This is a genomic window from Marinobacter sp. ES-1 (genome assembly GCF_000475255.1).
Lineage (GTDB): Bacteria > Pseudomonadota > Gammaproteobacteria > Pseudomonadales > Oleiphilaceae > Marinobacter > Marinobacter vinifirmus.
Genome location: NZ_AXBV01000096.1, coordinates 168,685 through 190,415, shown reverse-complemented (window position 1 = coordinate 190,415; position 21,731 = coordinate 168,685). Strand labels below are relative to the sequence as shown.

Below are 21,731 nucleotides of genomic sequence, written 5' to 3'. Positions count from 1 at the left end.
ATAACAGGACCTAGTCAGCAGAGCCCAGATTATGCCAGGCAGAAGCATCGGTGATGCACTCTTTACCAAAACCCAGCAGCGGCTACTTTCCGTACTTTATGGCCACCCGGACCAGAGTTTCTACCTGAACGAACTGGTACGGCTTGCCCAGATCGGCCGGGGTTCGGTCGTCCGGGAGTTGGCCAAGCTAACCGAATCTGGCTTGGTGATCATGATACCCCATGGAAACCAGCACCATTATCAGGCCAATCAGGACACCCCCATCTTTCAGGAATTGTGCAGCCTCGTGCAGAAAACCTTTGGTATCCGCGAGATACTGCAAACCGCGCTGGCACCGCTGGCCGATCAACTGGAGCAGGCCTTTATTTACGGTTCCGTTGCCAAGGGTGAAGCCCATTCGGCAAGCGATGTTGATTTGATGCTCGTGGGCAACGATCTGAGTTACAGCGGAATCATGGAGTTACTGGCTCCCGCCGAGCAGCAATTGCAACGCACCATCAATCCAACGGTATACTCACCAGCCGAATTTGAGCAACGGATCAAAGAGCAGCAGAGCTTTGTTACACGGGTTCTGGAGCAGCCCCGGCTGGAGCTGGTTTTCACCCATGAAAAGGACTTAGCGCATGGAAGCACTGGATAACCTGGTCAGAATACGACGTCTTAAAGCCGAACCACCCGATGCCAAAGAATTTGCCGGGATGATGCGGGCTGCTGAGACCAAACTCAGAGACGCCTCGATTGACGGCTTATCGGCCGACAGCCAGTTTTCACTCGCTTACGGCGCCGCTCACGCCTTATCGCTGGCCGCGCTGCGCTGGCACGGGTATCGGTCAGAAAGCCGCTACATTGTGTTCCAGTGTCTTCAGCATACCGTTGGCTTATCCAACGCAAAATGGCGTGTGCTCGATAAGTGCCATGCAGCCCGCAACCTAGCCGAATACGAAGGCCATATGGATGTGAACCCCCAGTTGCTCAGGGAGTTATTTGATATCACCCGGGAATTAAAAGGGCTCGTCGAAGTACTACCGCCGATCAAATCCTGACAAACGGCTGATCAGCTCCCGCGGCTGGGCACAAAGAACGGTGCGCCATCCACCTCCACCGTTTCCAGCTTCTGGTTATACAACTGTTCAAGGGCCGCGGGCACCAGCATCGTATCCGCCGGCCCCCAGCAGGCCTGGCCATCCGGATAGAGCAGTAGAAGATGGTCACACCAGCGGGCAGCCAGGTTCAGGTCGTGCAGGCACATAAACACCGCCTTGCCGCTGTTGGCACGGGCGGTGAGCAGGTTCATCACGGCCACCTGATGGTGCAGGTCCAGGTGGTTGGTGGGTTCGTCCAGCAACCAGATGTCCGGGTTCTGGGTCATCAGGGTGACAATAGCTACCCGCTGGCGTTCGCCGCCAGACAGGGTGCTGACCAGACGATCCCGCAGGTGCGCTACATCCAGGGCCTGCAGGGCCTGTTCGGCCAGGGCGATATCGTTCGCGGATTCCATTTGCCAGGCCGAGAGCCAGGGATGACGGCCAATCAGGGCGGTTTCCAGGACCGTGGCGGGGAAGCCGTCTTGCCGGTCCTGAAAGACTAAACCAACATTACGGGACACCTGTTTGCGACGCAGAGAGGTTTGGGGTTTCTGATCCAGCAACACCTGCCCGCCTCGGGGTGGCCGAAGGCCAGCCAGGGTGTGGAGCAGGGTGGTTTTGCCGGTACCGTTGGGGCCGAGCACACCCCAGATCTGCCCCGGTGCAACCTGCAGTCCCAGTGGCGATCCGGACGCCCGCCCGGGAATGTCGATCACAAGCTCGTGAGTCGCCAACGTCGTCATCATCGGCTCCGGTACAGCAGGTACAGGAAGGTGGGCACCCCCAGCAAAGCGGTAATCACACCCACCGGCAGTTGCTCCGGGGCAATCACCACCCGCCCCAGGGTATCCGCCAGCACCAGCAGAATGCCACCGGCCAGGGCACAGGCAGGCAGAATCAGGCGCTGGTCATTGCCCAGCACCAGCCTAAGCATATGCGGCACCACCAGCCCGACAAACCCGACTGCACCGGCCATGGTCACGGCGGTTGCAGTCAGCAAACTGGCCAGCAGGTACACCAGCCATTCCAGCGGCCGAACCGACACGCCCAGCGCCGCCGCCTGCATGGAACCCCGGGCAAGTACATTCAGGCTCCGGCCCAGCGGCAGCACCAGCAGGATCACCAGCACCAACACCAGCAAACCGGGCCAGGGCTGGCCGGAATGAGACAGGTCGCCCATCAGCCAGTACAGCATGCCCGGCAACCGGGCTGCCGGTGTCATGGCCAGGATCAGGGTAATCAATGCACCCCAGCCAGCAGCTACTACAACACCGGTCAGCAGCAGGCGCGAAGGTGTCCAGCTGCCGCTGCCGTGGGCCAGGCCAAACACCAGCAGGGTGGCCAGCATGGCACCGGCAAAGGCGGAACCGGACACAATCAATCCGGCCATACCCGCCAGCATAGCCAGCAGGGCGCCCACCGCTGCACCGCCAGACAGGCCAAGTACATAGGGGTCCGCCAGGGGGTTGCGCAGCAATACCTGCATCAAGGCACCGGCCACCGCCAGCAAGCCACCCACAGCAAAGGCGCTGAGCACCCGGGGCAGGCGTAGATCCAGGATCAGGGTACGATCCAGGTCCGAGCCGCCCCCGGCCAACACCCACACCACCTTGCCAACGCCAATCTGGGCACTGCCCACGGCGATGGCGAAGGTGACTGCGGCGATGCTGATCAGCACCAGCACAGCCAGCGGACGCAGGGCATTAAAGCCGGCCACGGGCGGTCTCCAGTGTCTGGCACAGATGGCTTACGCCTTCGAGCATACGAACAGTCGGGCGGGCAAGAAGATCCGGCGGCTCCAGGAAGAGGTTGCCGGCAGCGACCGCCGGCAAGCCTGGGTAGGCTTCCCAGCTTGCCAGCCACGCCCGGTCATTGCCCTCACGGCCAGAGGTTACAATCACCTCCGGTGCGGCTTCCAGAACCGCCTCGGTACTGATGCGAGGCACCAGCCGGGGCAGGTGACCAAAGACATTGATACCGCCACACAGCTCGATGGCTTTACCGATCAACTCATCCCGGTTGATGGTCATCAGGGGCTGATCCCAGATCTGGTAGAACACCCGAATGGGGTCGGCTGAGTGGTAGCGTTCCTCCAGTTCCCGGATGCCCTGCCGGAACGACAGCGCTTCGGATTGCGCCACATCCAAAGTACCCGCCAGCGTACCAAGCTGTTCAATAGCCCGGGGAATATCCTCAAACTCCCTGGGCGACAGCCAGAACGCCGGCAAACCCAGCTGCTCCAGCCGCTCCACCTGCTGTCGGGAATTACCATCCACCCAGGCCACCACCAGGTCTGGCTGCAACGAAAGAATCACCTCCAGGTCCAACCGGTTGCTGTCCCCCACACGGGGCAACTGCTCCGCCGCTGGCGGATAATCACTCCAGGCCCCGGCGCCCACCACCTTGTCGCCGGCACCGGCGGAAAAAAGAAGCTCCGTGGCGCCGGGCGACAGGGAGACAATTCGGGTGGCGGCATCCGGCAGGCAGACATCACGTTGCAGGGCATCGCGGGCACACAGGGTTTCTGCCAGCACCGGGAGGGGTGCTAGTAGGAGAGCGGTCAGGAGGGTGAGCCCGCGAGCCATCATCAGGAAACAATACCTTTCTGGATAAGTACTTTACCGGCTGAAATCATAGCGTACGCTTGCCATGTACGTCCGGCCTGCGGCGAGATAGTCGAACGGCTCGAAGGTGACGTTGTCACTGCCAAGGCTGGTGGTGTAACGACGATCCAGCACATTATCCACCTTGAAGCTGGCCGACCATCCGGGCAGGAAATTCCAGGCGGCTCGCAGATCGACGGTGCCGTGGCCTGGCAAGAGGCTGGTGTTAGCGGCATCGTTATAGCGATTGCCTTCAGCAACAAGGCTGGCGCCTACCGACCACCGCGAGAACAGCCGATCAACATCAAGTCGCGCGGTCTTTTCCGCACGACGAGGCAAACGGGCACCCGTGTCCCTGTTTTCTGTATCCGAGTAGCTTAGGGCCGCCGCGATATTCCAGCCGCCAGTGTCGAAACCGGATGAGAGTTCAGCACCGCGAATCCTTGCAGTCTCCACGTTCTCCATGGTGCCATTCCAGGTAACCGGATCAGATACATAGGTAATCAGGTCTTCCACATCATTCTGGTAAAGCGCCAGATCCCAGAACCAACGGTCGTAGCGACCCGACATGCCCAGTTCAACCATCTCGCCCTGTTCCGCCTCCAGGTTCGGGTTACCGGTGTAGTAAGGTGTGGTCAGGTAGAGATCATTGAAAGTCGGCGCCCTGAATGAGGTCGCATAGCTCAGACGAACCCGATGAGCACGATCAAATTGGTGGCCAACGGCAATGCCACCGGTCTCTTCTTTGCCAAAGGCTTCGTTATCATCCAGGCGCAGGCTCAGCATGACATCCGTTGCCCCGAAGTTCAGGCGCCCCTGGCCAAACACCGCAGCGTTGGTACGGCTGGTTTCGGTAAACTCGTCGCTGCCCTCGACTTCATCCACCATCACTTCGGAGCCCAGCACCAGTTCATGAACACCGGCGGTCAGCGTGTTCTCCCAACGGGCAGAACGGGACAATGAATCGTAGATGCTCGGGTAGGCACCGAACGTTTCCTGCTCATCCCGTGCTTCCGAGAACTGGATCCGGGTACGCCAGTAATCGCTGGCCACCGCCTCAACATACAGCCCGGCCGCCCGGATCATGTAATCGGTATCGCCGTTCTCGAACTCAGTGTTACCTTCAGACTGAAAAACGGTTACACCAGCTCCGCCACCTTGCTCGAACCGGTGGCTGATCTTGGCGAGGCCGCCTGCATTGCGAAAGCCTTTGTCATCGCCACCGGCACGCAGGTTGGTTCCATCAGTATCGGAGTAAACACCGCTTGCCAGCACAGAAGTTTGTCCCGCTTTACCAGCAACGCCAACTGAGGTCTCACGGGTCTTGTGAGAACCACCCGATACTTCAGCCCACCCCTGTTGGTTCGCCTGTGGCTCCAGCGTGAAGGCCTGAACCACACCGCCGACAGCATCAGCACCATACAATGAACTCTTGGCACCACGCACCAGCTCCACACGCTCCATCAGCTCCGGTGGCAGAAACTGCCAGGGCGGGATACCAGCTGTGCCCGAGCGCAAACGAATTCCATCCAGTAGAAGAACCGTGCCGGAACTACCGGCGCCACGCAGAAACAGGCTGGTGGTTTTACCGTAACTACCATCAGACACCACATGAACACCCGGTTGAGCACGCAAAAGATCCCGGAACTCGGCCGGTTGCCGGCGCTCGATATCTGCGCGCTCAATCACCGTCACCGAAGACAAACTCTCCCCCACCGTCTTCGGCCCAAGGGTCGCAGTCACGACAATCGGATCAAGGTTTTCAGCAGGTTCGGAAGACTGGGCAGCCACAGCCAGGGGCAGGGTCAACATGGAAACGCCGGCAATTGCGGCAGGAAACTTCAGGGTATGCATCGCTTTACTCCGCCAACCGCGCGCACCCGCACGGGTTGATACTCAAGGTTCAGGCTTAAGGTTGCGGAACGGGCAGAGGGCAGGCGGGTGCGGTGTTGTGAAACGGGCCGGGATTCGCCCACCCAAGCAGCCCACCGCAACTCCGGGTGTTTTTCCAGGCCGGTCTCCGGGCTTGCAGGCAGAGCGAACTCCGGGGCAATCACCTTCCCATGCCGAAGCACAGTGGCGCATCAGATTGCCGTTAACCTGCTTACCGTTGCGGGGGCAGCATCGGATTAGCCATACAATGGCGCACCGATTTCCCGTTTCACCCGCTGCGCTTTTGCAACGGGCACCTGAAAAAAGTGGCGCAAGGCTAGCAACACCAGCCAAAGTGGTCAACGAGATCTATCAAAAGGTTGCGTGGCCCCGCACAGTTCGCACTGCTATATTCATCAGTTAACACATTCTTTTTACTGCCAGATCAGGGAGTTTTATGCAGGCCGAGCTGCTCGACATCCGCAACCACATTGCCCAGTACCCGCCGTTCGATGACATGCCGGAGGAGCTGCTCGAAAAGATCGTGGCCGGCATTGAAGTGGTGTACTTCCGGGCTGGCAGCCATATCCTGGAGCTGGGCCAGCAGAACCACTGGCTGCATTATATTCGCAGTGGTGCGGTGGAAATCTTCCGCCGCTCGGGCGAACTTTATAACCGGGTGGGCGAGGGCGAGATTTTCGGCCAGTTCGGCCTGATGATGAACAAGAAAGTACGCTTTCCCGCCAAGGCTATTGAGGACTGCCTGATCTACAAAATACCGGACGTCACTTTCCAGTATCTGTGGGAACAGGATGAAAGCTTCGCCGACTTTGTCGAGATCGAAGACCGCAGCCGGCTGCGCTCGGCCCTGTCGCGCCGGGAGAAATCCAACGAACTGATGACCGCCAAGGTCACCCGGCTGATCTCCCGGGAGCCAATCTCCGCTCCTACCACCGTGCGCCTGCAGGAAGCCGCCCGCATCATGACGGAAAACGGTGTATCTGCGCTGCTGCTGATGGATGAAGCCGGCGACCGGCCGAAACTGCAGGGCATTATTACCGACCGCGACCTGCGCACCCGGGCAGTTACCCACGCCCTGGCCTCGGAAACGCCCATCAGCGAAATCATGTCGGAAGGGCTGATCACCATCAGCGCCCGTTCCTTTATCTTCGAAGCCATGCTCACCATGCTGCACAACAATGTGCACCACCTGCCGGTGATGGAAGGCGATGAAGTACGGGGCGTGGTTGCCCTGTCCGACATTGTGAAATACGAAAGCCAGAGCAGCCTGTTCCTGGTCAGCAACATCTACCACCAGCAAGACGTCAAAGGCCTGAAAAAAATCAGCCTGGAGGTGCGCGAGAGCTTCGTGCGCATGGTCAACGAAGACGCCAACTCCCACATGATCGGCAGTGCCATGGCCGGAATCGGCCGCAGTTTCAGCCAGCGGTTACTCGAACTGGGCGAAGAAAAGCTCGGCCCGCCACCGGTGCCCTACTGTTTCATGGCGCTGGGTTCCATGGCCCGGGACGAGCAGCTGGTAGTCACAGACCAGGACAACGCCATGATCCTGGACGACAGTTTCATTCCGGAAGAACACGACGACTACTTCCTGGCCCTGGCCAAGTTCGTCTCCGACGGCCTGGCCGAGTGCGGCTACACCTACTGTACCGGCGACATCATGGCCACCAACCCGAAATGGCGGCAACCGCTGAGGGTCTGGAAAGACTATTTCACTGACTGGATCGATAACCCCAAGGCCGAAGCCCTGCTCAACAGCAACATCTTCTTCGACCTGGACGGCATCTACGGCGAAACCGACTTTGCCGAGCAGCTGAAAACCCTGATTGTGGAAAAGGCCGGAGGAAGTCAGCGCTTCCTCACGTTCCTGGCCAGGAATGCCCTGAACCGCACACCGCCCCTGGGTTTCTTCCGCACCTTTGTGCTGGAAGAAGACGGCAAGCACCAGAAAACCTTCAACCTCAAACGCCGCGGCACTGCACCGGTTTCTGACCTCATCCGGGTGCACGCCCTGGCCTGCGGTTCCCGCTCCCAGAACTCCTTCGAACGCCTGCGCGACATCGCCAAAACCAAACTCATTCTGGACGACGACGCCGGCAACCTGCGGGATGCCCTGGAATTCATCTCCATCGTCCGCATCCGCCATCAGGCCCTGGCCATCGAAGAGGGCCGCGACCCGGACAACAACGTACGCCCGGAGGACCTGTCGCCGTTTGAACGCAGCCACCTGAAAGACGCCTTCCAGATCGTCAGCAACGCCCAGAAATTCCTGCGCTTCCGCTACAACGCCGGAGCCACGCGGAATGTCTAACGCCATCGAAAGCAGCAACAGTAACCGGAACTGGCCAGACACCTACCGCCAGCAGGCTAAACAGGCAAAGGACGCGCGGATTCGCGACTTCTACAACGCCGGCTGCCCGGATGCCACCACCCCCGTGCGCGACGTTCCGCTGGTCGCCCTGGACTTCGAAACCACTGGCCTGGACGTCAACAAGCACTCCATTGTCAGCATCGGCCTGGTGCCCTTTACCCTGGGCGGCATACAACTCGGCGAGGCCTGGCACCAGATCGTCCGCCCGCAGCTGCCGCTGGAGCAGGACACCGTTACGATTCACGGCATCACCCACAGCGAAATTGAACACGCCCCGGACCTTGCCGAGGTGCTCGACACCCTGTTCCAGCACCTCAAGGGCCGCATACCCGTGGTGCACTACCGCAACATAGAGCGGCCGTTCCTGAACATGGCCCTGCAATGGCGCCTGAAAGAACAGCTGCTCTTCCCGGTCATCGACACCATGGCCATCGAAGCCTACCTGCACCCCAAACGAAACCCCGGCCGGTGGCAGCAACTGATGGGGAAAAAGCCCATCTCTATCCGCCTGCCCGACAGCCGGATCCGCTACGGTCTGCCCCACTACGCCGGCCACAATGCGCTGATCGACGCCATCGCCACCGCCGAACTGTTCCAGGCCCAGGTACTTCATCACTTCAGCCCGGATACGCCCATTGGCGACCTGTGGGTATAAGGACCCATAGCCCCTGCAGGCGGCAATCGCTAGAATAAACGGCAAATCTGCCAAAGAGACCACAGTGACCGACACCATCACCAAACCTACGCCTCTGGACGCCTTCAAACGCGCCCGACGAATGTGGCTGAAAGGGGAAAAGATCAGCCTGGCGGCCCTGGCCGATGACCTGCACATAGGCCGCGCCACCCTGTTCCGCTGGGTGGGCAACCGGGACCTGCTGATTGGTGAGATTCTCTGGTCCCTGTACGAACCTCTCTACAAAGAAGCCCGTGCCATTACCCCCGGCCATGGCGTCGACTACGTGGTGGGCGTGTTCCGCCACATCAACATGACCATCCTGCACTTTGCACCGTTGCGAAAGTTCCTGCATCAGGACCCGGAATACGCCCTGAAAATGCTCACTTCCTCCCACTCCACGCTGCACGCCCGCACCGTGGAAGTGAACACCCGCTTACTCAAGGACGAAGTGCGCGCTGGCCACCTGAGCCCGCCCATGAACATCCAGAGCCTGTCCTACTTTATGGTCCGCATTGCCGAGTCCTGCCTGTACAGCGACATCATCGGCGGCCACGACCCCCGGGACGAAGAACTCGAAGATGCCTGCACGGCGGTGCGCATCCTGCTGGGCGGCAAGGTCTAGAACGGCAAGGTTCAGGCAGTCATCTTCAGGTACAAAAAAAGCCGGCACTGCTACCAGCGCCGGTTTTTTTGTGGTGTGGCAGCGGCCAGAACGGCCGCACCGGATCAACCGATCAGGTTGTAAACAAACACAATCGCCACCGCAACCGGAGTTACGAACCGCAGCAGAATGTGCCACAGGGCAAAGGCACCAGCACCCATGGCCAGGTCGCTCTTCAGAGACTCCTTGGCCACAAACCAGCCCACAAAAATGGCGGTCAGCATACCGGACAGCGGCAGCATGATATTGGCGGTGAAGTAGTCCAGCAGGTCGAAGATGGTCTTGCCTTCAAAGGCTGTGAACATGCCCAGCGGGGTAACGCCAGACCACACGTTCAGTGACAGGATCGAGGCAATACCCAGCGCCCAGCAGGCACCGCCGGCGACAATGGCACTGCCGGTACGGCCCAGGCTGGTTTTTTCCTCAACCCACTCAACCACTGGCTCCAGCAGGGAAATGCCAGAGGTCCAGGCAGCAAAGAGCAGCAGAACGAAGAACAGGGTACCGAACAGACTACCCATCGGCATGTTACCGAACGCCAGCGGCAGGGTCTGGAAAATCAAGCCGGGTCCGGCACCGGCTTCCAGACCGTTGGCAAACACCACAGGGAAGATGGCAAGGCCTGCCAGCAGGGCCACCACGGTATCCATGATCGCAACGCTGACCGCCGTGCGGCCGATCTTCACATCGTTACCCAGGTAAGAACCGTAGGCCATCATGATGGCCATACCCAGGCTCAGGGTGAAGAACGCGTGGCCCAGGGCAATCAGGACGCCGTCAATGGTCAGGGCGCTGAAATCCGGGGTAAACAGGAAGCTGACCGCTTCGCCGAAATGCCCGGTGGTGGTGGCATAGCCCACCACTACCAGCAGCAACACCAGCAGTGCCGGCATCAGGATGGTCGCAGCACGCTCAAGGCCACCCTTCAGGCCACGGGCTACCACCAGGATAACCAGCGCCATAAACACGGTATGCCAGAACAGCAACAGGCCGGGGTTGCTCTTCAAACCCTCGAACAAGGCGCCTACCGAATCCGCCGTGCCGCCGGTAAAGTCACCCATGGCCGCGTGGCCGATGTAGGAAGCCGCCCAGCCACCGATAACGGAGTAGAACGACAGAATGATAAAGGCCGCGAACATACCGATGATGGCAGAAATACGCCAACCCGGAGACGCCAGGTTGCGCTCTGCCACCAGCCGGAAACTGGTGATCGGGTTGTGGCGACCATTCCGGCCGATAAACACCTCGGCCATCATGATGGGAATACCGATGATGAAGATACAGAGCAGGTAAACGAGAACGAACGCGCCGCCGCCGTTTTCACCGGTTACGTAGGGAAACTTCCACACGTTACCAAGGCCGACAGCAGAACCGGTTGCTGCCAGAATAAACGCGAGTCTGGAAGACCAGAGTCCGCGAGCCCCGGTACCGCTGTCAGCTGCGGAGTTGGACTGAGTCATGAGTTTTATTCCTGTGCTTTTGGCTTTAGGAAATTACGGATTGTGAGTGCGCCGAGCCTGAGTGCTGGGGCAGTTGGGGCCGGATTCTGCCAGCACTGGCCAAACGATGCCAGTGTTGAAATGTTGTTCAGTTGTTTACGGCCGGCCCCGGCCAGGAGATCAGGCCAGGGCCTGCCGCCGAAACCGGTTATTCACCCACAGCGAGAACGCAATCACCAGGCCGCCGAGCGCCAGCCGCCCGAGGTCCGCATCCCGGTTCCAGATCAACAGGTTAATCAGCAAGCCGGCCGGCACCAGGGCATTATTCATGATCGCCAGGGTACCAGCATCCACCTGGCAGCCGCCGCGGTTCCACAGATACAGGCCCAAACCAGAAGCCGCCAGGCCAAGCCAGGCCAGAATCCCCCACTGCAAGCCGGTAGCCGGCAGCTTGTCCGGATTGCCGAAAACCAGGAACGACGGCAGGGCGATGACCAGCGCGCCAAAGAAGAAATAACCGAAAGTGCGGTAGCCCGGCAGCTCCAGCGGGTAACGCTGCATTACATGCTTGTAGCCCACCTGGCCGGCGGCAAAGGTGAAATTGGCCACCTGCAACAACAGGAAACCAGTGATGTAGTCTTCGCTCAGGCCGTCGTAGCGGATAATGCCGGCGCCCAGGGTGGCGATGGCCGCAGCCAGCAGGGCCACCGGGGAAAACCGGCGGTACAGGGCATCGTCCAGCAGGGTGACATACAGCGGAGTGAAGATGGTGAACAACAGCACTTCCGGCACCGTCAAGTAACTGAACGAGCGGTACAGGCACAGGTAGGTGATACCGAACTGCAGCATACCGGTGGCCATGATGCCCAGCTTCATGCCTCCGGGAACACCACGCCAGCGGGTCAGGGGCAGGAATACCAGAGCTGCCAGCAACACCCGGCTGAGCACCGCAAAGTCGCTGTCTACCCGGCCAGCCAGGAATTCACCAATCAGACTGAACGAGAGTGCCCAGAGAATCGTAACCAGAACCAACAGTTTCATCGCACGCCACCTGCAAAAATCCGGGCTGCTACTTTACTGATTTCTGCCGGCAAATGCAGTTTCTGAAGGCGTGCTTGTCCCTATAAGAACCAACACCGGCGATAGGGTATGATCTGCAGCCAGCCAAGGCCCCTATACGCACCGCACACAAGCCCGGAAACCCATGGACGATAACCACCAACCGTTACCAGAAGCCCGGCAACCGCTGGTCAGCCGCACCCTTACTGAATGGAAAACCCTGGCTATTCTGGGCGGCCCCATCCTGATTGCCCAGCTGGCCCAGATGGCCAATGGTGTCATCGATACCGTGATGGCCGGCCACGCCAGTGCCGAAGACCTGGCCGGTGTCGGCATCGGCAGCAGCCTGTGGATGCCGCTGTTCCTGTTTTTCATGGGCCTGCTCGGCGCGCTGCAACCGATCATTTCCGGCTACAACGGTGCCCGCACCACCGGCAAGATCATGCCGGCTACCTGGCAGGGGCTGTACATCGCCCTGGCCGGCACCGTAGTGATGGTGCTGTTGCTGACCAACGTACAGCCGGTGCTGTCGATGCTGAAGATGGAGCCCACCACCGCAGGCATAACCCAGGGCTACCTGGATGCCTTCGCCTGGGGCATTCCTGCCATGCTGCTGATGAACGCCCTGCGAGGCCTTACAGATGGGCTCGGGCACACCCGGGTGATCATGGCATTTTCGGTGCTCAGCACCCTGATCAACCTGCCCCTGAACTACATTTTCATCTACGGAAAGCTCGGCCTGCCGGCCATGGGGGGCGTGGGTTGCGGCTGGGCCACCTCCTTGTCGAACGGAACGGCGGCCATCGCCCTGCTGGTGTACCTGAACTACAGCAAGACCTTCCGGGCCTTCCATATACTGGCAGACTGGGTGAAACCGAACTGGCAGGGCATCCGTTACATTCTGCGCATTGGTGTGCCGATCGGCTTTACCATTTTCGTAGAAGCCAGCATGTTTTCGGTTATTGCGCTGTTCCTGGCTCCGCTGGGGCCGGTGGTGGTGGCAGGGCACCAGATTGCCCTGAACGTGGTGTCGCTGTTGTTCATGCTGCCGCTGAGCATCGGAATGGCGCTGACCCTGCGAGTCAGTTTTCTGATCGGCGCCCGGGCCCCGGACACCGCCCGGCTGATTTCCCGAAGCTCGCTGATCCTGGCCTCGGCCATCGCCCTGATCTTCGCCAGCGCCCTGTATGTGTTTTCCGGGCCGATTGCGGCGCTGTATTCCAGTGATGCCGAGGTACAGGCGGTCACTGTCCGGTTGCTGACCTTTGCCGCCATGTTCCAGATTGCAGACGTCATCCAGGTCACCTGCATCAGCGCACTCCGGGGTTACAAGGACACCCGCATCCCCATGTTTATCATGCTGTTCTCGTTCTGGGGAATCGGCTTGCCGCTGGGTTACTTTCTGACCTTTACAGACGCACTGCTGCCGGCGCTGGGCGCGGCCGGATTCTGGGTGGGACTAACCGCGGGGCTGACCTCCGCCAGCTTGCTGCTGGGCTGGCGGCTGTTCCGGTACCGGCCGGCACCGGAACCGGCCTGAGCCAGGGCGTCTGCATAGACAATCCGGTCACGGCCGGATTCCTTGGCTTCATACAAGGCGTTGTCGGCACGCCGCAGCCAGCTGGCTACACTTTCGCCATGGCCCAGCAATGCCACACCGAAGGAAGCCGTGACCGCCCCGCCCGGGTGCTTCAGCCGCCGGCGCAACAATTGCTGCAGGTTGGTCATCACCGACTGCAGCCCCACGCCATCTACACCCGGCAGCAGCAGGACGAACTCCTCGCCGCCATAGCGGAACAACTGGTCTGACTTGCGGGTATTGTGTTCGATCAGCGCGACCAGCTCGGTCAGCACACTGTCGCCGACACCGTGGCCATAGTCGTCGTTGATGGTTTTGAAATGATCCAGGTCCAGCAGCACCAGCGCGTAGGACTGCCCGGTCTGCTCGGCGTTGGCGGCCGCCAGGTCCAGCGCTTCGTCCATCGAACGCCGGTTTTTCACCCCGGTGAGGGGATCAATGGTGGCCAGGTGTTCCAGGCGCACCCGCTGGTTCTTGTTCCGGTAAGCGAACACATAGGCACAGGCACTGACGACAACTGCCGTGGAGGCAAAGGACCACATCTGCACCTGGGAGCTGAAGGCCTCTCCGAACGACATCAGCACCAGCACCGAGGCAATATTCAGCACAATGGCAATCTTCGGTGCCACCAGGAAGAAGGTGGTTACCAGGCAGGGATACAACCAGAACAGGCCCGGCTCGCCCACCACATAGCCAACCGATACCGCACCGCCGCAGGCCACCAGGGCCAGCACCATGCCGCCCACCCGGGTGTTGCCGGTCAGCCAGCTGTAAATCACTCCGAAGGAAATACCCGCAAGGATCACCGTATCGAGCAGGCCCGCCATGGTGTTGCCCTGCAGGAACCGAAGCACGGCAAACGGCGTAATCCCCAGCACGGCACTGGCGCCGAGCAGGGTAATGATGGACAGGCGAAAATCGTTCTTCAAACGATGCAGCATGCGGAACCGGATCCGACAAAAGTCTTATTTGGGAATCAAGAATAGCGCAAGCTAATTGAGCGGTCGCCGCGCGACAACGATTCTTAACAAATCTCTACCCGAACAAGCACGCATCTCACGAAGAACTAATAACTTGGCGTGAATTCCGGAAACCAAACGTTACGCAAAAACCGGGGCAGTGAATTTATACTGAATGCAATCCAGATATTGTTTATCCAACCAACCCGCAGGCAGGCACCCAAATGACCGACAAGGAACCCACCAACACCGGCCAGGAGGCACTCAATGCCCGACTGGAGCAGGCCAACAAACAATTGCTGCAATCAGAAAAACTGGCGGCCATCGGCCAGCTGGCCGCGGGGGTTGCCCACGAGATCAACAACCCGGTGGGCTATGTCTATTCCAACCTGCAAACCCTGGAAAACTACCTGAACGACCTGTTCCGGCTGACCGACGCCATCGACACCGCGGCATCGCTGGAGGATCTGCGCCAGATTCGCCACAACATCGATTACAACTACCTGCGGGAAGACCTGAAAGACCTGCTGAGCGAATCCCGCGAGGGTATCGAACGGGTAAAAACCATCATCTCGGCGATGAAGGACTTCTCCCACATCGAGGAAGAAGAGTTCAAGCAGGCCGACCTGCACCGGGGTATTGAAACCACCCTGAACGTGGTGAACAACGAGCTCAAATACAAAGCCGAGGTTGTCCGGGATTTCGGAGAGCTGCCCCACGTGGAGTGCATTGCCTCCCAGATCAACCAGGTGATCATGAACCTGCTGGTGAACGCGGCCCACGCCATCGAGGATTTCGGCAAGATCACCATTCGTACCCGGCACCAGGGTGATAGCGTTACCCTGGAAGTGGAAGACACCGGAAAGGGTATTGCCAGCGAGCACCTGAACCGCATTTTCGAGCCGTTCTTCACCACCAAGGGCATCGGCAAGGGCACCGGGCTGGGGCTGTCGCTGTCTTTCAACATCATCAAGAAGCACAATGGCGAGATCGAGGTACACAGCGAGCCCGGGCAGGGCACCCGATTCCGGATTACACTGCCGGTAACACAACCGGAACCGCTCCGGCACACACATCCCAACCAGGATACGGAGAACCCTGCATGATCAGAATCCAGCTGGTCGACGACGAGCCGAACGTTCTCAACAGCTTGCGCCGCCTGTTGCGCCGCCAGGACTGGCAGGTCGACGCCTTCAGCGATGTGGAAGAAGCCCTCGAAGCCCTTCTGCAACACGAGTACGCGGTCATCCTGTCAGACTACAAGATGCCCATGGCCGATGGCGTCACCTACCTGAAATTTGCCAAGCAGAAGCAGCCGGATGCCGTGCGCCTGGTGCTCAGCGGCCATGGCGACAGCGATTCCATGGTCAAGGCCATCAACCAGGCCGAAGTGTTCCGCTACCTGACCAAGCCCTGGGACGACCACGAAGTGGTAGCCGCCATTAGCTCCGCCATCGGCCTGTATCAGCTGCAAAAAGAAAACCAGCGCCTGCGCAAGGAAAACGACGCCCAGCGCGCCATGATCAGGGCCCGGGAAGAAGAACTGCTGCGCCTGGAGGCCGACAACCCCGGCATTACCCGGGTGCGCCGGGATGCCGATGGTTCGGTACTGCTGGACGACGATGCGGGGTCTTCCGACTGAATGGCGGTTTCTTCTGGCTTCAGCCCCTGGCTGATTCTGCTCATTGTCAGCGCGTCGATACTGGTGGTGGCCCTGGCCATTGCCAGCTACCGGTTCTGGAACCAGGCCCGGCAGCGTTCGGCGTCACTGGAAGAGCTCAATAACACCCTCAACTACCACTTGGAGCAGGAACGGGCGCTGCGCTACATCAACGAGCGCTTCCTGGAGTTCTCCCGGGATATTCTCTGCTCCATCAGTGCCGATGGCACCTTTTTGCAGATCAGCCCGGCCTGTCTCACCATTCTTGGCTACAGCCCCGAAGAGCTTCAGGGCCAGCCCTACCGCCAGCTACTGGTGCCGGAAGACCGGGCCAGTACCGAAGATGAAATGGCCAGGTTGATCTCCGGCGAACACGACAAAGCCATCGAGTTCCGGGCCCGGTTGAACCACCGCAACGGCCAGGTCATCACGATTGCCTGGATTGCCGAGTGGTCTCCGGAAGACCAGATCCTGTTCTGCGTAGGCCGGGACATCAGCAATGAACTGGTGGCAGAAATCCTCACCCAGGAACGGGAACAGTTCTTCTCGCTGTCACCCGACATGTTCTGCATCATCGACCTGAACAGTTATTTCTTCGAGCTGAACGCCCACTTTGTCGACACCCTGGGCTACACCCGGGATGAACTGCTGGGTACGTCCTACCTGGACCTGGTCCATGCGGACGACCGGGAAGCGGTCCAGGAAGCCGTATGGGCACTGGGCGAAGGTGCGGAAATCAAAGACCTGGAGGTTCGTATCCTCAACCGGCAGGGAGGCATCCACTGGGTCGACATCAACGCCATTATCAGTGCAGACGACCTGATCTACGTGGTGGCCCGTGACACCACTGCCCTGCGCAACGCCATGCAACAGCTGGAAGACACCATGAAAGAGCTGGAGCGCAGCAACCGGGAGCTGCAGGACTTTGCCTTTGTGGCCTCCCACGATCTGCAGGAACCCCTGCGCAAGATACAGGCGTTCTCGGACCGCCTGATTGCCCGTTCCGAAGACCTGGGCGAGCGGGAAAAAGACTATCTGCGGCGCATGCAGTCTGCCGCCGGGCGCATGCAGGCACTGATTGAAGACCTGCTGTCCTATTCGCGGGTAACCACCCGGGCCAAGCCCATGGTGGCCTGCAACACCAACGAAATCCTCAGCGACGTGCTGGTGGATATGGAAACCAGCATCAGCCGGGCGCAAGGCCGGGTAGAGGCCGAACCGCTGCCGGCAACCTGGGGCGACGCCACCCAGTTGCGGCAGGTGCTGCAGAACCTGCTGAGCAACGCTATCAAGTTCCACGCCCCGGACCGGCCACCGGTGGTTCAGGTGCGGGCCGAAGACATCACGAACGATGCCTGGACCCTGGTGGTCAGCGATAACGGCATCGGCTTCGACGAACGCTATGCGGAAAAACTGTTCCACCCGTTCCAGCGCTTGCACCAGAAAGAAGGCTACCCGGGCACCGGCATCGGTATGGCCATTGTGAAAAAGATCCTGGATCGCCACGGAGCATCCGTCAGCCTGAACAGCCAGCCCGGTACCGGCACCACCTTCCGTATCCGCTTGCGCAGCGGTCAGGGAGCGGCCTGATATGACCCGCAGCAACCGCCCGCCGGTGATCCTGATCGCCGAAGACGATCCGGACGACCAGCTGATGCTGCAGGATGCCTTCGAGGAAACCTGTGAACACTGCCAGTTGCAGTTTGTCTCGGACGGCGTGGAGCTGATGACCCTGCTGCTGGACGCACAAAGCCGGGGGCAGCTGCCGGACCTGTTGCTACTAGACCTGAACATGCCCCTGAAAGACGGCCGGCAATCGCTGGCGGAAATCCGCTCGGAGGCCGCCCTGCAACAGCTGCCAACGGTTATCCTGACGACCTCCAGAAACGATGAAGACCGGGCCTTTTGCCTGGCCCGGGGGGCCAACGACTACCTGGTGAAACCGTCCAGCTATACCGAACTGATCGACATCGTGAAATCCCTGGCAACCTGGTGGGAACCGCAATGACCGACGCGATACTACGCGTGCTGCTGATCGAGGACGACGAAGACGACTACCTGATCACCGAAGACCTGCTGGCGGAAGCCAACCCGGGCAAAACCCGGCTGACCTGGCACAACAGCCTGGACGATGGCCTGGCAGCCCTGCACCTGGAAACCTTTGATGTGGCCCTGGTTGACCTGCGCCTGGGGCCGGATTCCGGCCTGGACCTGATCCAGCAGGCGAAGAACGAAGGCATCACCACCCCGTTTATCCTGCTGACCGGCCAAGGCGATGAGGAACTGGATGCCCGTGCCGTGGAACTGGGGGCCGCCGATTACCTGGTCAAGGGCCGTATCGATGGCCACGCCCTGTTGCGCAGCATTCGCTATGCCATCGACCGTGCTGTCGCCACCGAAGACCTGGCCAGCAGCGAAGCCCAGTACCGGCTGCTGTTCGAGAATAACCCCACGCCCATGTGCCTGGCGGCGCCGGGCAGCGGCCGCATGAATGCCATGAACCAAGCTGCACGCACGCTCTATGGCGTGGTGCCAGAGGAAGTGACAGGCCTGAACATTGCCGACCTGGCCGATCAATCCCTCACCGCCGAGCCGGATGGTGACGGTATGGTGCTGCAAGCGGGTGCAGGGCTGGAACGCCACCGCACCAGGGATGGCCGAAAGCTGATTGTCGAAGTGGCCAGCCAGAACATCACCATTGGCCACCACGAACTGGCCCTGTTCACCCTGACCGACAAAACCGCCCAGATCGAAAACACCCGGCAGCTGAAACTGCTGCAACGCTGCATTGAAACCAGCTCCAACGGCATGGTGGTAGCCGATGCCCGAGCCGACGACATGCCACTGGTTTACGTAAACCCCACCTTCGAGCGCATCACCGGCTACAGCGCCGCTGAGGTCCTGGGCCGCAACTGCCGGTTCCTGCAGGGCGATCCGTCCGATGACAGCAACATTCAGGCGCTGGAGACAATCCACCGGGGCCTGGCCAACGGCGAAGAAGTGTCGGTTATGCTGCGTAACTACCGCAAGGACGGCACACCGTTCTGGAACGACCTGTACCTGTCGCCGATCCGCAATGAACGCAACGAAATCACCCATTACGTGGGCGTACAGAACGACATTTCCGAGCGCAAATCCATCGAACACCAGCTGGCCTACAACTCCAGCCACGATGTGCTCACCCAGCTGCCCAACCGCACCCTGCTGGAAGACCGGCTGACCCAGGCCTGCCAGTTTGCCCGGCGCTACAACCGCCACGTGGGCGTGCTGTTCATTGACCTGGACGGTTTCAAGCTGATCAACGATTCTCTGGGCCACCGTACCGGCGACCAGATCCTGATTGAAGTTGCCCGCCGGCTGAAAGGGCTGGTGCGCTCCGGCGACACCGTGGCACGGGTCAGTGGCGATGAATTTGTGGTGGCGCTCTCGGGCCTGACCCACGGCAGCGATGCCCAGATGGTGGTGGAACAGGTGATGAGCACCCTGGCCAACCCTTACCGGATTGGCGACGTTACCCTGCACCTGACCGCCAGCATCGGCATGACCGAAACCGACGGCAACATCAGCAGCCCCGCCGAACTGATCCAGCAGGCCGACCTGGCCATGTACCAGGCCAAGCAACTGGGCCGGAACACCTGGCAGTGGTTCGAAGAAGCCATGAACACCCAGGCCGGCTACCGGGTCAAACTGCGCAACCAGCTGCAAGACGCCATCGATAACCGGGCGCTGACGCTGTACTACCAGCCGATGATCGACTCCCGCACCGGCCAGGCCCGCTCGGTGGAAGCGCTGGTGCGCTGGGAACACCCGGAACTGGGACTGGTATCACCAGCAGACTTCGTGCCGCTGGCAGAGGAAACCGGGCAGATTATCGCTCTGGGTGAATGGGTGCTGGACCAGGCTTGCCGGGATATGGTCAAACTCCATGCCGCCGGCTTCCGGGACTGTTCGGTGGGTGTGAATATCTCGCCGGTGCAAATCCGGAAAACCGATTTTCTGGCGACGGTCAAACGGGCCCTGGGAGAATCCGGCCTGCCAGCCCAGGCGCTGGACCTGGAGATGGTGGAGTCTGCGGTCATCAATGACACCAGCCAGGTCGTCGACACACTCCACAAACTCCGGGAGCTGGGTGTACAGATCTCGATTGATGATTTTGGTACCGGTTTTTCGAGCCTGACCTACATCAAGCAGATGCCCGCCAACCGGATCAAGATCGACAACTCGTTCATCAAGGAAGTCATCAAGAACCGGAGTGATGCCGCCATCACCCGGGGCGTCATTTCCATGGCCCACCACCTGTCGCTGGAAGTGGTGGCTGAAGGGGTGGAAACCGAGGCCCAGGCCAACTTCCTGCGCCGCAACCAGTGTGACCTGCTGCAGGGCTATGCCTTCTCGCGGCCCATGCCGTTCGGGCAGCTGACCGAATATATGAACCTGCACGGACATCGCGGGGCCGGCGGCAGTGATAATGCAGAGGAAGAGCAGAAAACCGTCCTGCTGCTGGACGATGAGGTGAACATCATCAAGGCCCTGACCCGGACCCTGCGCCGGGATGGCTACCGGATTCTGTCATCCACCAGCATCATCGAAGCCTTCACCCTGCTGGCGGAAAACGAAGTACAGGTGATCATTTCAGACCAGCGCATGCCGGAAATGTCCGGCACCGAGTTTCTCAGCCAGGTGAAAGCCATTCACCCGCACACCGTGCGCATTGTGCTGTCCGGCTACACCGACCTGAAATCCGTCACCGAGGCCATCAACCAGGGCGCAATCTACAAGTTCCTGACCAAGCCCTGGGACGAAAAACAGCTGCGGGAGCATATCCGGCAGGCGTTCAAATACCACGCCAATATGCAACCGCAGACCTGATGCGTCAGGCCACCAGGCCCAATGCCCGGGCGTGGTGGTTCAGGTGGTCATCAATGAACGAGGCAATGAAGAAATAGCTGTGGTCGTAGCCCCGGTGCATGCGCAGATTGATGTGGTGATGGTGCTTCTCGCAGGCATCCGCCAGCGCTTCCGGGTTCAGCTGCTGCTCCAGGAATTCATCGGCGGTGCCCTGGTCAATCAACAGGGGCAAGCGCTCCTCGGCCCCCGGAATCAACCGGGTGGCATCCCACTCTTCCCAGCGTCCCTGGTCTGACCCCAGGTAACCGGTAAAGGCTTTCTGACCCCAGGGGCAGGCCATCGGGTTGGCAATGGGTGCGAACGCCGACACGGATTTGTAGAAACCGGGATTCTTCAGGGCACAAATCAGAGCACCGTGGCCGCCCATGGAGTGCCCGCTGACGGCCCGCTCACCACTCAATGGCAGTTCGGTTTCCACCAGCTGCGGCAATTCCTTCACCACGTAATCGTACATCCGGTAATGGGGTGCCCAGGGCTGCTCGGTCGCGTTCACATAGAAGCCGGCACCGGAGCCGAAATCGTAGCTGTCGTCTTCACCCGGCAGGTTCAGGCCCCGGGGGCTGGTGTCCGGGCAGACAATCGCCAGGCCGAGCTTTGCTGCCAGCTTCTGGGCGCCGGCTTTCTGCATGAAGTTCTGGTCTGTGCAGGTCAGCCCCGAGAGCCAGTACAACACCGGTACCGGCTTGCCATTGGTGCCCAGTGCCGCCGGGGGCAGGAAAACCGCAAATTCCATCACACACTGCAGCGTGGCCGAGGTATGGCGATAGCGGCGGTGTTCGCCGTCAAAACAGACGTTGGTCGATAACAGTTCCATAGCAGTCCTGATTCTGTTGAATGG

The 21,731-nt window shown here is 60.1% G+C and carries 18 protein-coding genes, 1 pseudogene and 1 riboswitch; of the genes and pseudogenes, 11 read left to right on the top strand and 8 right to left on the bottom strand.

What is annotated here, in order from left to right; genetic code table 11:
• Positions 1-31: 31 nt before the first annotated feature.
• The gene (locus Q668_RS15580; protein ID WP_022990565.1) at positions 32-640 is read left to right on the top strand and encodes a nucleotidyltransferase domain-containing protein; all 609 of its coding nucleotides are present in this window, start codon (positions 32-34) and stop codon (positions 638-640) included.
• A complete protein-coding gene (locus Q668_RS15575; protein WP_022990564.1) occupies positions 624-1,043 on the top strand; it encodes a hypothetical protein in 420 nt (139 codons plus the stop codon). The genes Q668_RS15580 and Q668_RS15575 overlap by 17 nt, the downstream gene beginning before the upstream one ends.
• An 11-nt stretch (positions 1,044-1,054) precedes the next feature.
• Here Q668_RS15575 and Q668_RS15570 read toward each other — a convergent pair whose 3' ends face one another.
• Genes Q668_RS15570 through Q668_RS15555 form a run of 4 tightly spaced genes read right to left on the bottom strand, consistent with a single transcriptional unit; the run spans position 1,055 to position 5,542 of the window.
• Positions 1,055-1,828 (bottom strand): ABC transporter ATP-binding protein, encoded by a 774-nt coding sequence (locus tag Q668_RS15570; RefSeq protein ID WP_022990563.1) that lies wholly within the window; start codon positions 1,826-1,828, stop codon positions 1,055-1,057.
• Positions 1,828-2,775, bottom strand: coding sequence for a FecCD family ABC transporter permease (locus Q668_RS15565; RefSeq protein WP_413771521.1), 948 nt, complete (start codon positions 2,773-2,775; stop codon positions 1,828-1,830). The genes Q668_RS15570 and Q668_RS15565 overlap by 1 nt, the downstream gene beginning before the upstream one ends.
• A gap of 13 nt (positions 2,776-2,788) precedes the next feature.
• A complete protein-coding gene (locus Q668_RS15560; protein ID WP_022990561.1) occupies positions 2,789-3,673 on the bottom strand; it encodes a cobalamin-binding protein in 885 nt (294 codons plus the stop codon).
• A 30-nt stretch (positions 3,674-3,703) separates the two neighbouring features.
• Entirely contained in the window at positions 3,704-5,542 is a 1,839-nt protein-coding gene (locus Q668_RS15555; RefSeq protein ID WP_022990560.1) for a TonB-dependent receptor plug domain-containing protein, read from the bottom strand.
• Positions 5,543-5,681: 139 nt separating this feature from the next.
• Positions 5,682-5,896, bottom strand: a riboswitch (cobalamin riboswitch).
• 121 nt (positions 5,897-6,017) lie between these two features.
• On the opposite strand from Q668_RS15555, the gene Q668_RS15550 reads away from it, so the two are divergent.
• The 3 genes from Q668_RS15550 to Q668_RS15540 all read left to right on the top strand — a co-directional run bounded on the left by Q668_RS15550 (position 6,018) and on the right by Q668_RS15540 (position 9,250).
• The gene (locus tag Q668_RS15550; protein WP_022990559.1) at positions 6,018-7,892 is read left to right on the top strand and encodes a putative nucleotidyltransferase substrate binding domain-containing protein; all 1,875 of its coding nucleotides are present in this window, start codon (positions 6,018-6,020) and stop codon (positions 7,890-7,892) included.
• Positions 7,885-8,607, top strand: coding sequence for a 3'-5' exonuclease (locus tag Q668_RS15545; protein WP_022990558.1), 723 nt, complete (start codon positions 7,885-7,887; stop codon positions 8,605-8,607). Before Q668_RS15550 ends, Q668_RS15545 begins: the two co-directional genes overlap by 8 nt.
• Before the next feature lie 64 nt (positions 8,608-8,671).
• Positions 8,672-9,250 carry a QsdR family transcriptional regulator gene (locus Q668_RS15540; protein WP_227498375.1) on the top strand — a complete coding sequence of 193 codons (579 nt, stop codon included), beginning with the start codon at positions 8,672-8,674 and terminating at the stop codon, positions 9,248-9,250.
• A 104-nt stretch (positions 9,251-9,354) separates the two neighbouring features.
• Here Q668_RS15540 and Q668_RS15535 read toward each other — a convergent pair whose 3' ends face one another.
• On the bottom strand, positions 9,355-10,749 hold the full coding sequence (locus Q668_RS15535; RefSeq protein WP_022990556.1) for a sodium-dependent transporter: 1,395 nt from the start codon (positions 10,747-10,749) through the stop codon (positions 9,355-9,357).
• Positions 10,750-10,908: 159 nt separating this feature from the next.
• Entirely contained in the window at positions 10,909-11,769 is an 861-nt protein-coding gene (locus tag Q668_RS15530) for an EamA family transporter (RefSeq protein WP_022990555.1), read from the bottom strand.
• Positions 11,770-11,932: 163 nt separating this feature from the next.
• Between Q668_RS15530 and Q668_RS15525 the strand changes: the two genes are divergently transcribed.
• Positions 11,933-13,327: an MATE family efflux transporter gene (locus Q668_RS15525; RefSeq protein ID WP_022990554.1), complete on the top strand. Its 1,395-nt coding sequence runs from the start codon at positions 11,933-11,935 to the stop codon at positions 13,325-13,327.
• 71 nt (positions 13,328-13,398) lie between these two features.
• Here Q668_RS15525 and Q668_RS17555 read toward each other — a convergent pair.
• Positions 13,399-13,770, bottom strand: a pseudogene (locus Q668_RS17555) (GGDEF domain-containing protein); the annotation flags it as partial.
• Positions 13,771-14,549: 779 nt separating this feature from the next.
• On the opposite strand from Q668_RS17555, the gene Q668_RS15520 reads away from it, so the two are divergent.
• From Q668_RS15520 to Q668_RS15500, 5 genes are read left to right on the top strand one after another with little or no spacing between them, the layout of a single operon-like run.
• Complete coding sequence (locus Q668_RS15520; RefSeq protein ID WP_022990551.1) at positions 14,550-15,431, top strand: ATP-binding protein; 882 nt, start codon at positions 14,550-14,552, stop codon at positions 15,429-15,431.
• Positions 15,428-15,967, top strand: a complete 540-nt coding sequence (locus tag Q668_RS15515) for a response regulator (protein ID WP_022990550.1) — start codon at positions 15,428-15,430, stop codon at positions 15,965-15,967. Before Q668_RS15520 ends, Q668_RS15515 begins: the two co-directional genes overlap by 4 nt.
• Entirely contained in the window at positions 15,968-17,575 is a 1,608-nt protein-coding gene (locus Q668_RS15510) for a sensor histidine kinase (protein WP_022990549.1), read from the top strand.
• A 1-nt stretch (position 17,576) separates the two neighbouring features.
• Positions 17,577-17,993, top strand: coding sequence for a response regulator (locus tag Q668_RS15505; RefSeq protein ID WP_022990548.1), 417 nt, complete (start codon positions 17,577-17,579; stop codon positions 17,991-17,993).
• Positions 17,990-20,854, top strand: coding sequence for an EAL domain-containing protein (locus Q668_RS15500; RefSeq protein ID WP_022990547.1), 2,865 nt, complete (start codon positions 17,990-17,992; stop codon positions 20,852-20,854). Before Q668_RS15505 ends, Q668_RS15500 begins: the two co-directional genes overlap by 4 nt.
• Positions 20,855-20,858: 4 nt before the next feature.
• Here the strand turns inward: Q668_RS15500 and fghA are convergent, their stop codons facing one another.
• Positions 20,859-21,707 carry an S-formylglutathione hydrolase gene (gene fghA / locus Q668_RS15495; protein ID WP_022990546.1) on the bottom strand — a complete coding sequence of 283 codons (849 nt, stop codon included), beginning with the start codon at positions 21,705-21,707 and terminating at the stop codon, positions 20,859-20,861.
• Between the last annotated feature and the right edge of the window lie 24 nt (positions 21,708-21,731).

What these genes read in the sequence shown, in the direction of transcription:
- Q668_RS15580 (WP_022990565.1), top strand. Translation starts at nt 32, where the DNA reads ATGCCAGGCAGAAGCATCGGTGATGCACTCTTTACCAAAACCCAGCAG.
- Q668_RS15575 (WP_022990564.1), top strand. Translation starts at nt 624, where the DNA reads ATGGAAGCACTGGATAACCTGGTCAGAATACGACGTCTTAAAGCCGAA.
- Q668_RS15570 (WP_022990563.1), bottom strand. Translation starts at nt 1,828, where the DNA reads ATGACGACGTTGGCGACTCACGAGCTTGTGATCGACATTCCCGGGCGG.
- Q668_RS15560 (WP_022990561.1), bottom strand. Translation starts at nt 3,673, where the DNA reads ATGATGGCTCGCGGGCTCACCCTCCTGACCGCTCTCCTACTAGCACCC.
- Q668_RS15555 (WP_022990560.1), bottom strand. Translation starts at nt 5,542, where the DNA reads ATGCATACCCTGAAGTTTCCTGCCGCAATTGCCGGCGTTTCCATGTTG.
- Q668_RS15550 (WP_022990559.1), top strand. Translation starts at nt 6,018, where the DNA reads ATGCAGGCCGAGCTGCTCGACATCCGCAACCACATTGCCCAGTACCCG.
- Q668_RS15545 (WP_022990558.1), top strand. Translation starts at nt 7,885, where the DNA reads ATGTCTAACGCCATCGAAAGCAGCAACAGTAACCGGAACTGGCCAGAC.
- Q668_RS15535 (WP_022990556.1), bottom strand. Translation starts at nt 10,749, where the DNA reads ATGACTCAGTCCAACTCCGCAGCTGACAGCGGTACCGGGGCTCGCGGA.
- Q668_RS15530 (WP_022990555.1), bottom strand. Translation starts at nt 11,769, where the DNA reads ATGAAACTGTTGGTTCTGGTTACGATTCTCTGGGCACTCTCGTTCAGT.
- Q668_RS15525 (WP_022990554.1), top strand. Translation starts at nt 11,933, where the DNA reads ATGGACGATAACCACCAACCGTTACCAGAAGCCCGGCAACCGCTGGTC.
- Q668_RS15520 (WP_022990551.1), top strand. Translation starts at nt 14,550, where the DNA reads ATGACCGACAAGGAACCCACCAACACCGGCCAGGAGGCACTCAATGCC.
- Q668_RS15515 (WP_022990550.1), top strand. Translation starts at nt 15,428, where the DNA reads ATGATCAGAATCCAGCTGGTCGACGACGAGCCGAACGTTCTCAACAGC.
- Q668_RS15510 (WP_022990549.1), top strand. Translation starts at nt 15,968, where the DNA reads ATGGCGGTTTCTTCTGGCTTCAGCCCCTGGCTGATTCTGCTCATTGTC.
- Q668_RS15505 (WP_022990548.1), top strand. Translation starts at nt 17,577, where the DNA reads ATGACCCGCAGCAACCGCCCGCCGGTGATCCTGATCGCCGAAGACGAT.
- Q668_RS15500 (WP_022990547.1), top strand. Translation starts at nt 17,990, where the DNA reads ATGACCGACGCGATACTACGCGTGCTGCTGATCGAGGACGACGAAGAC.
- fghA (WP_022990546.1), bottom strand. Translation starts at nt 21,707, where the DNA reads ATGGAACTGTTATCGACCAACGTCTGTTTTGACGGCGAACACCGCCGC.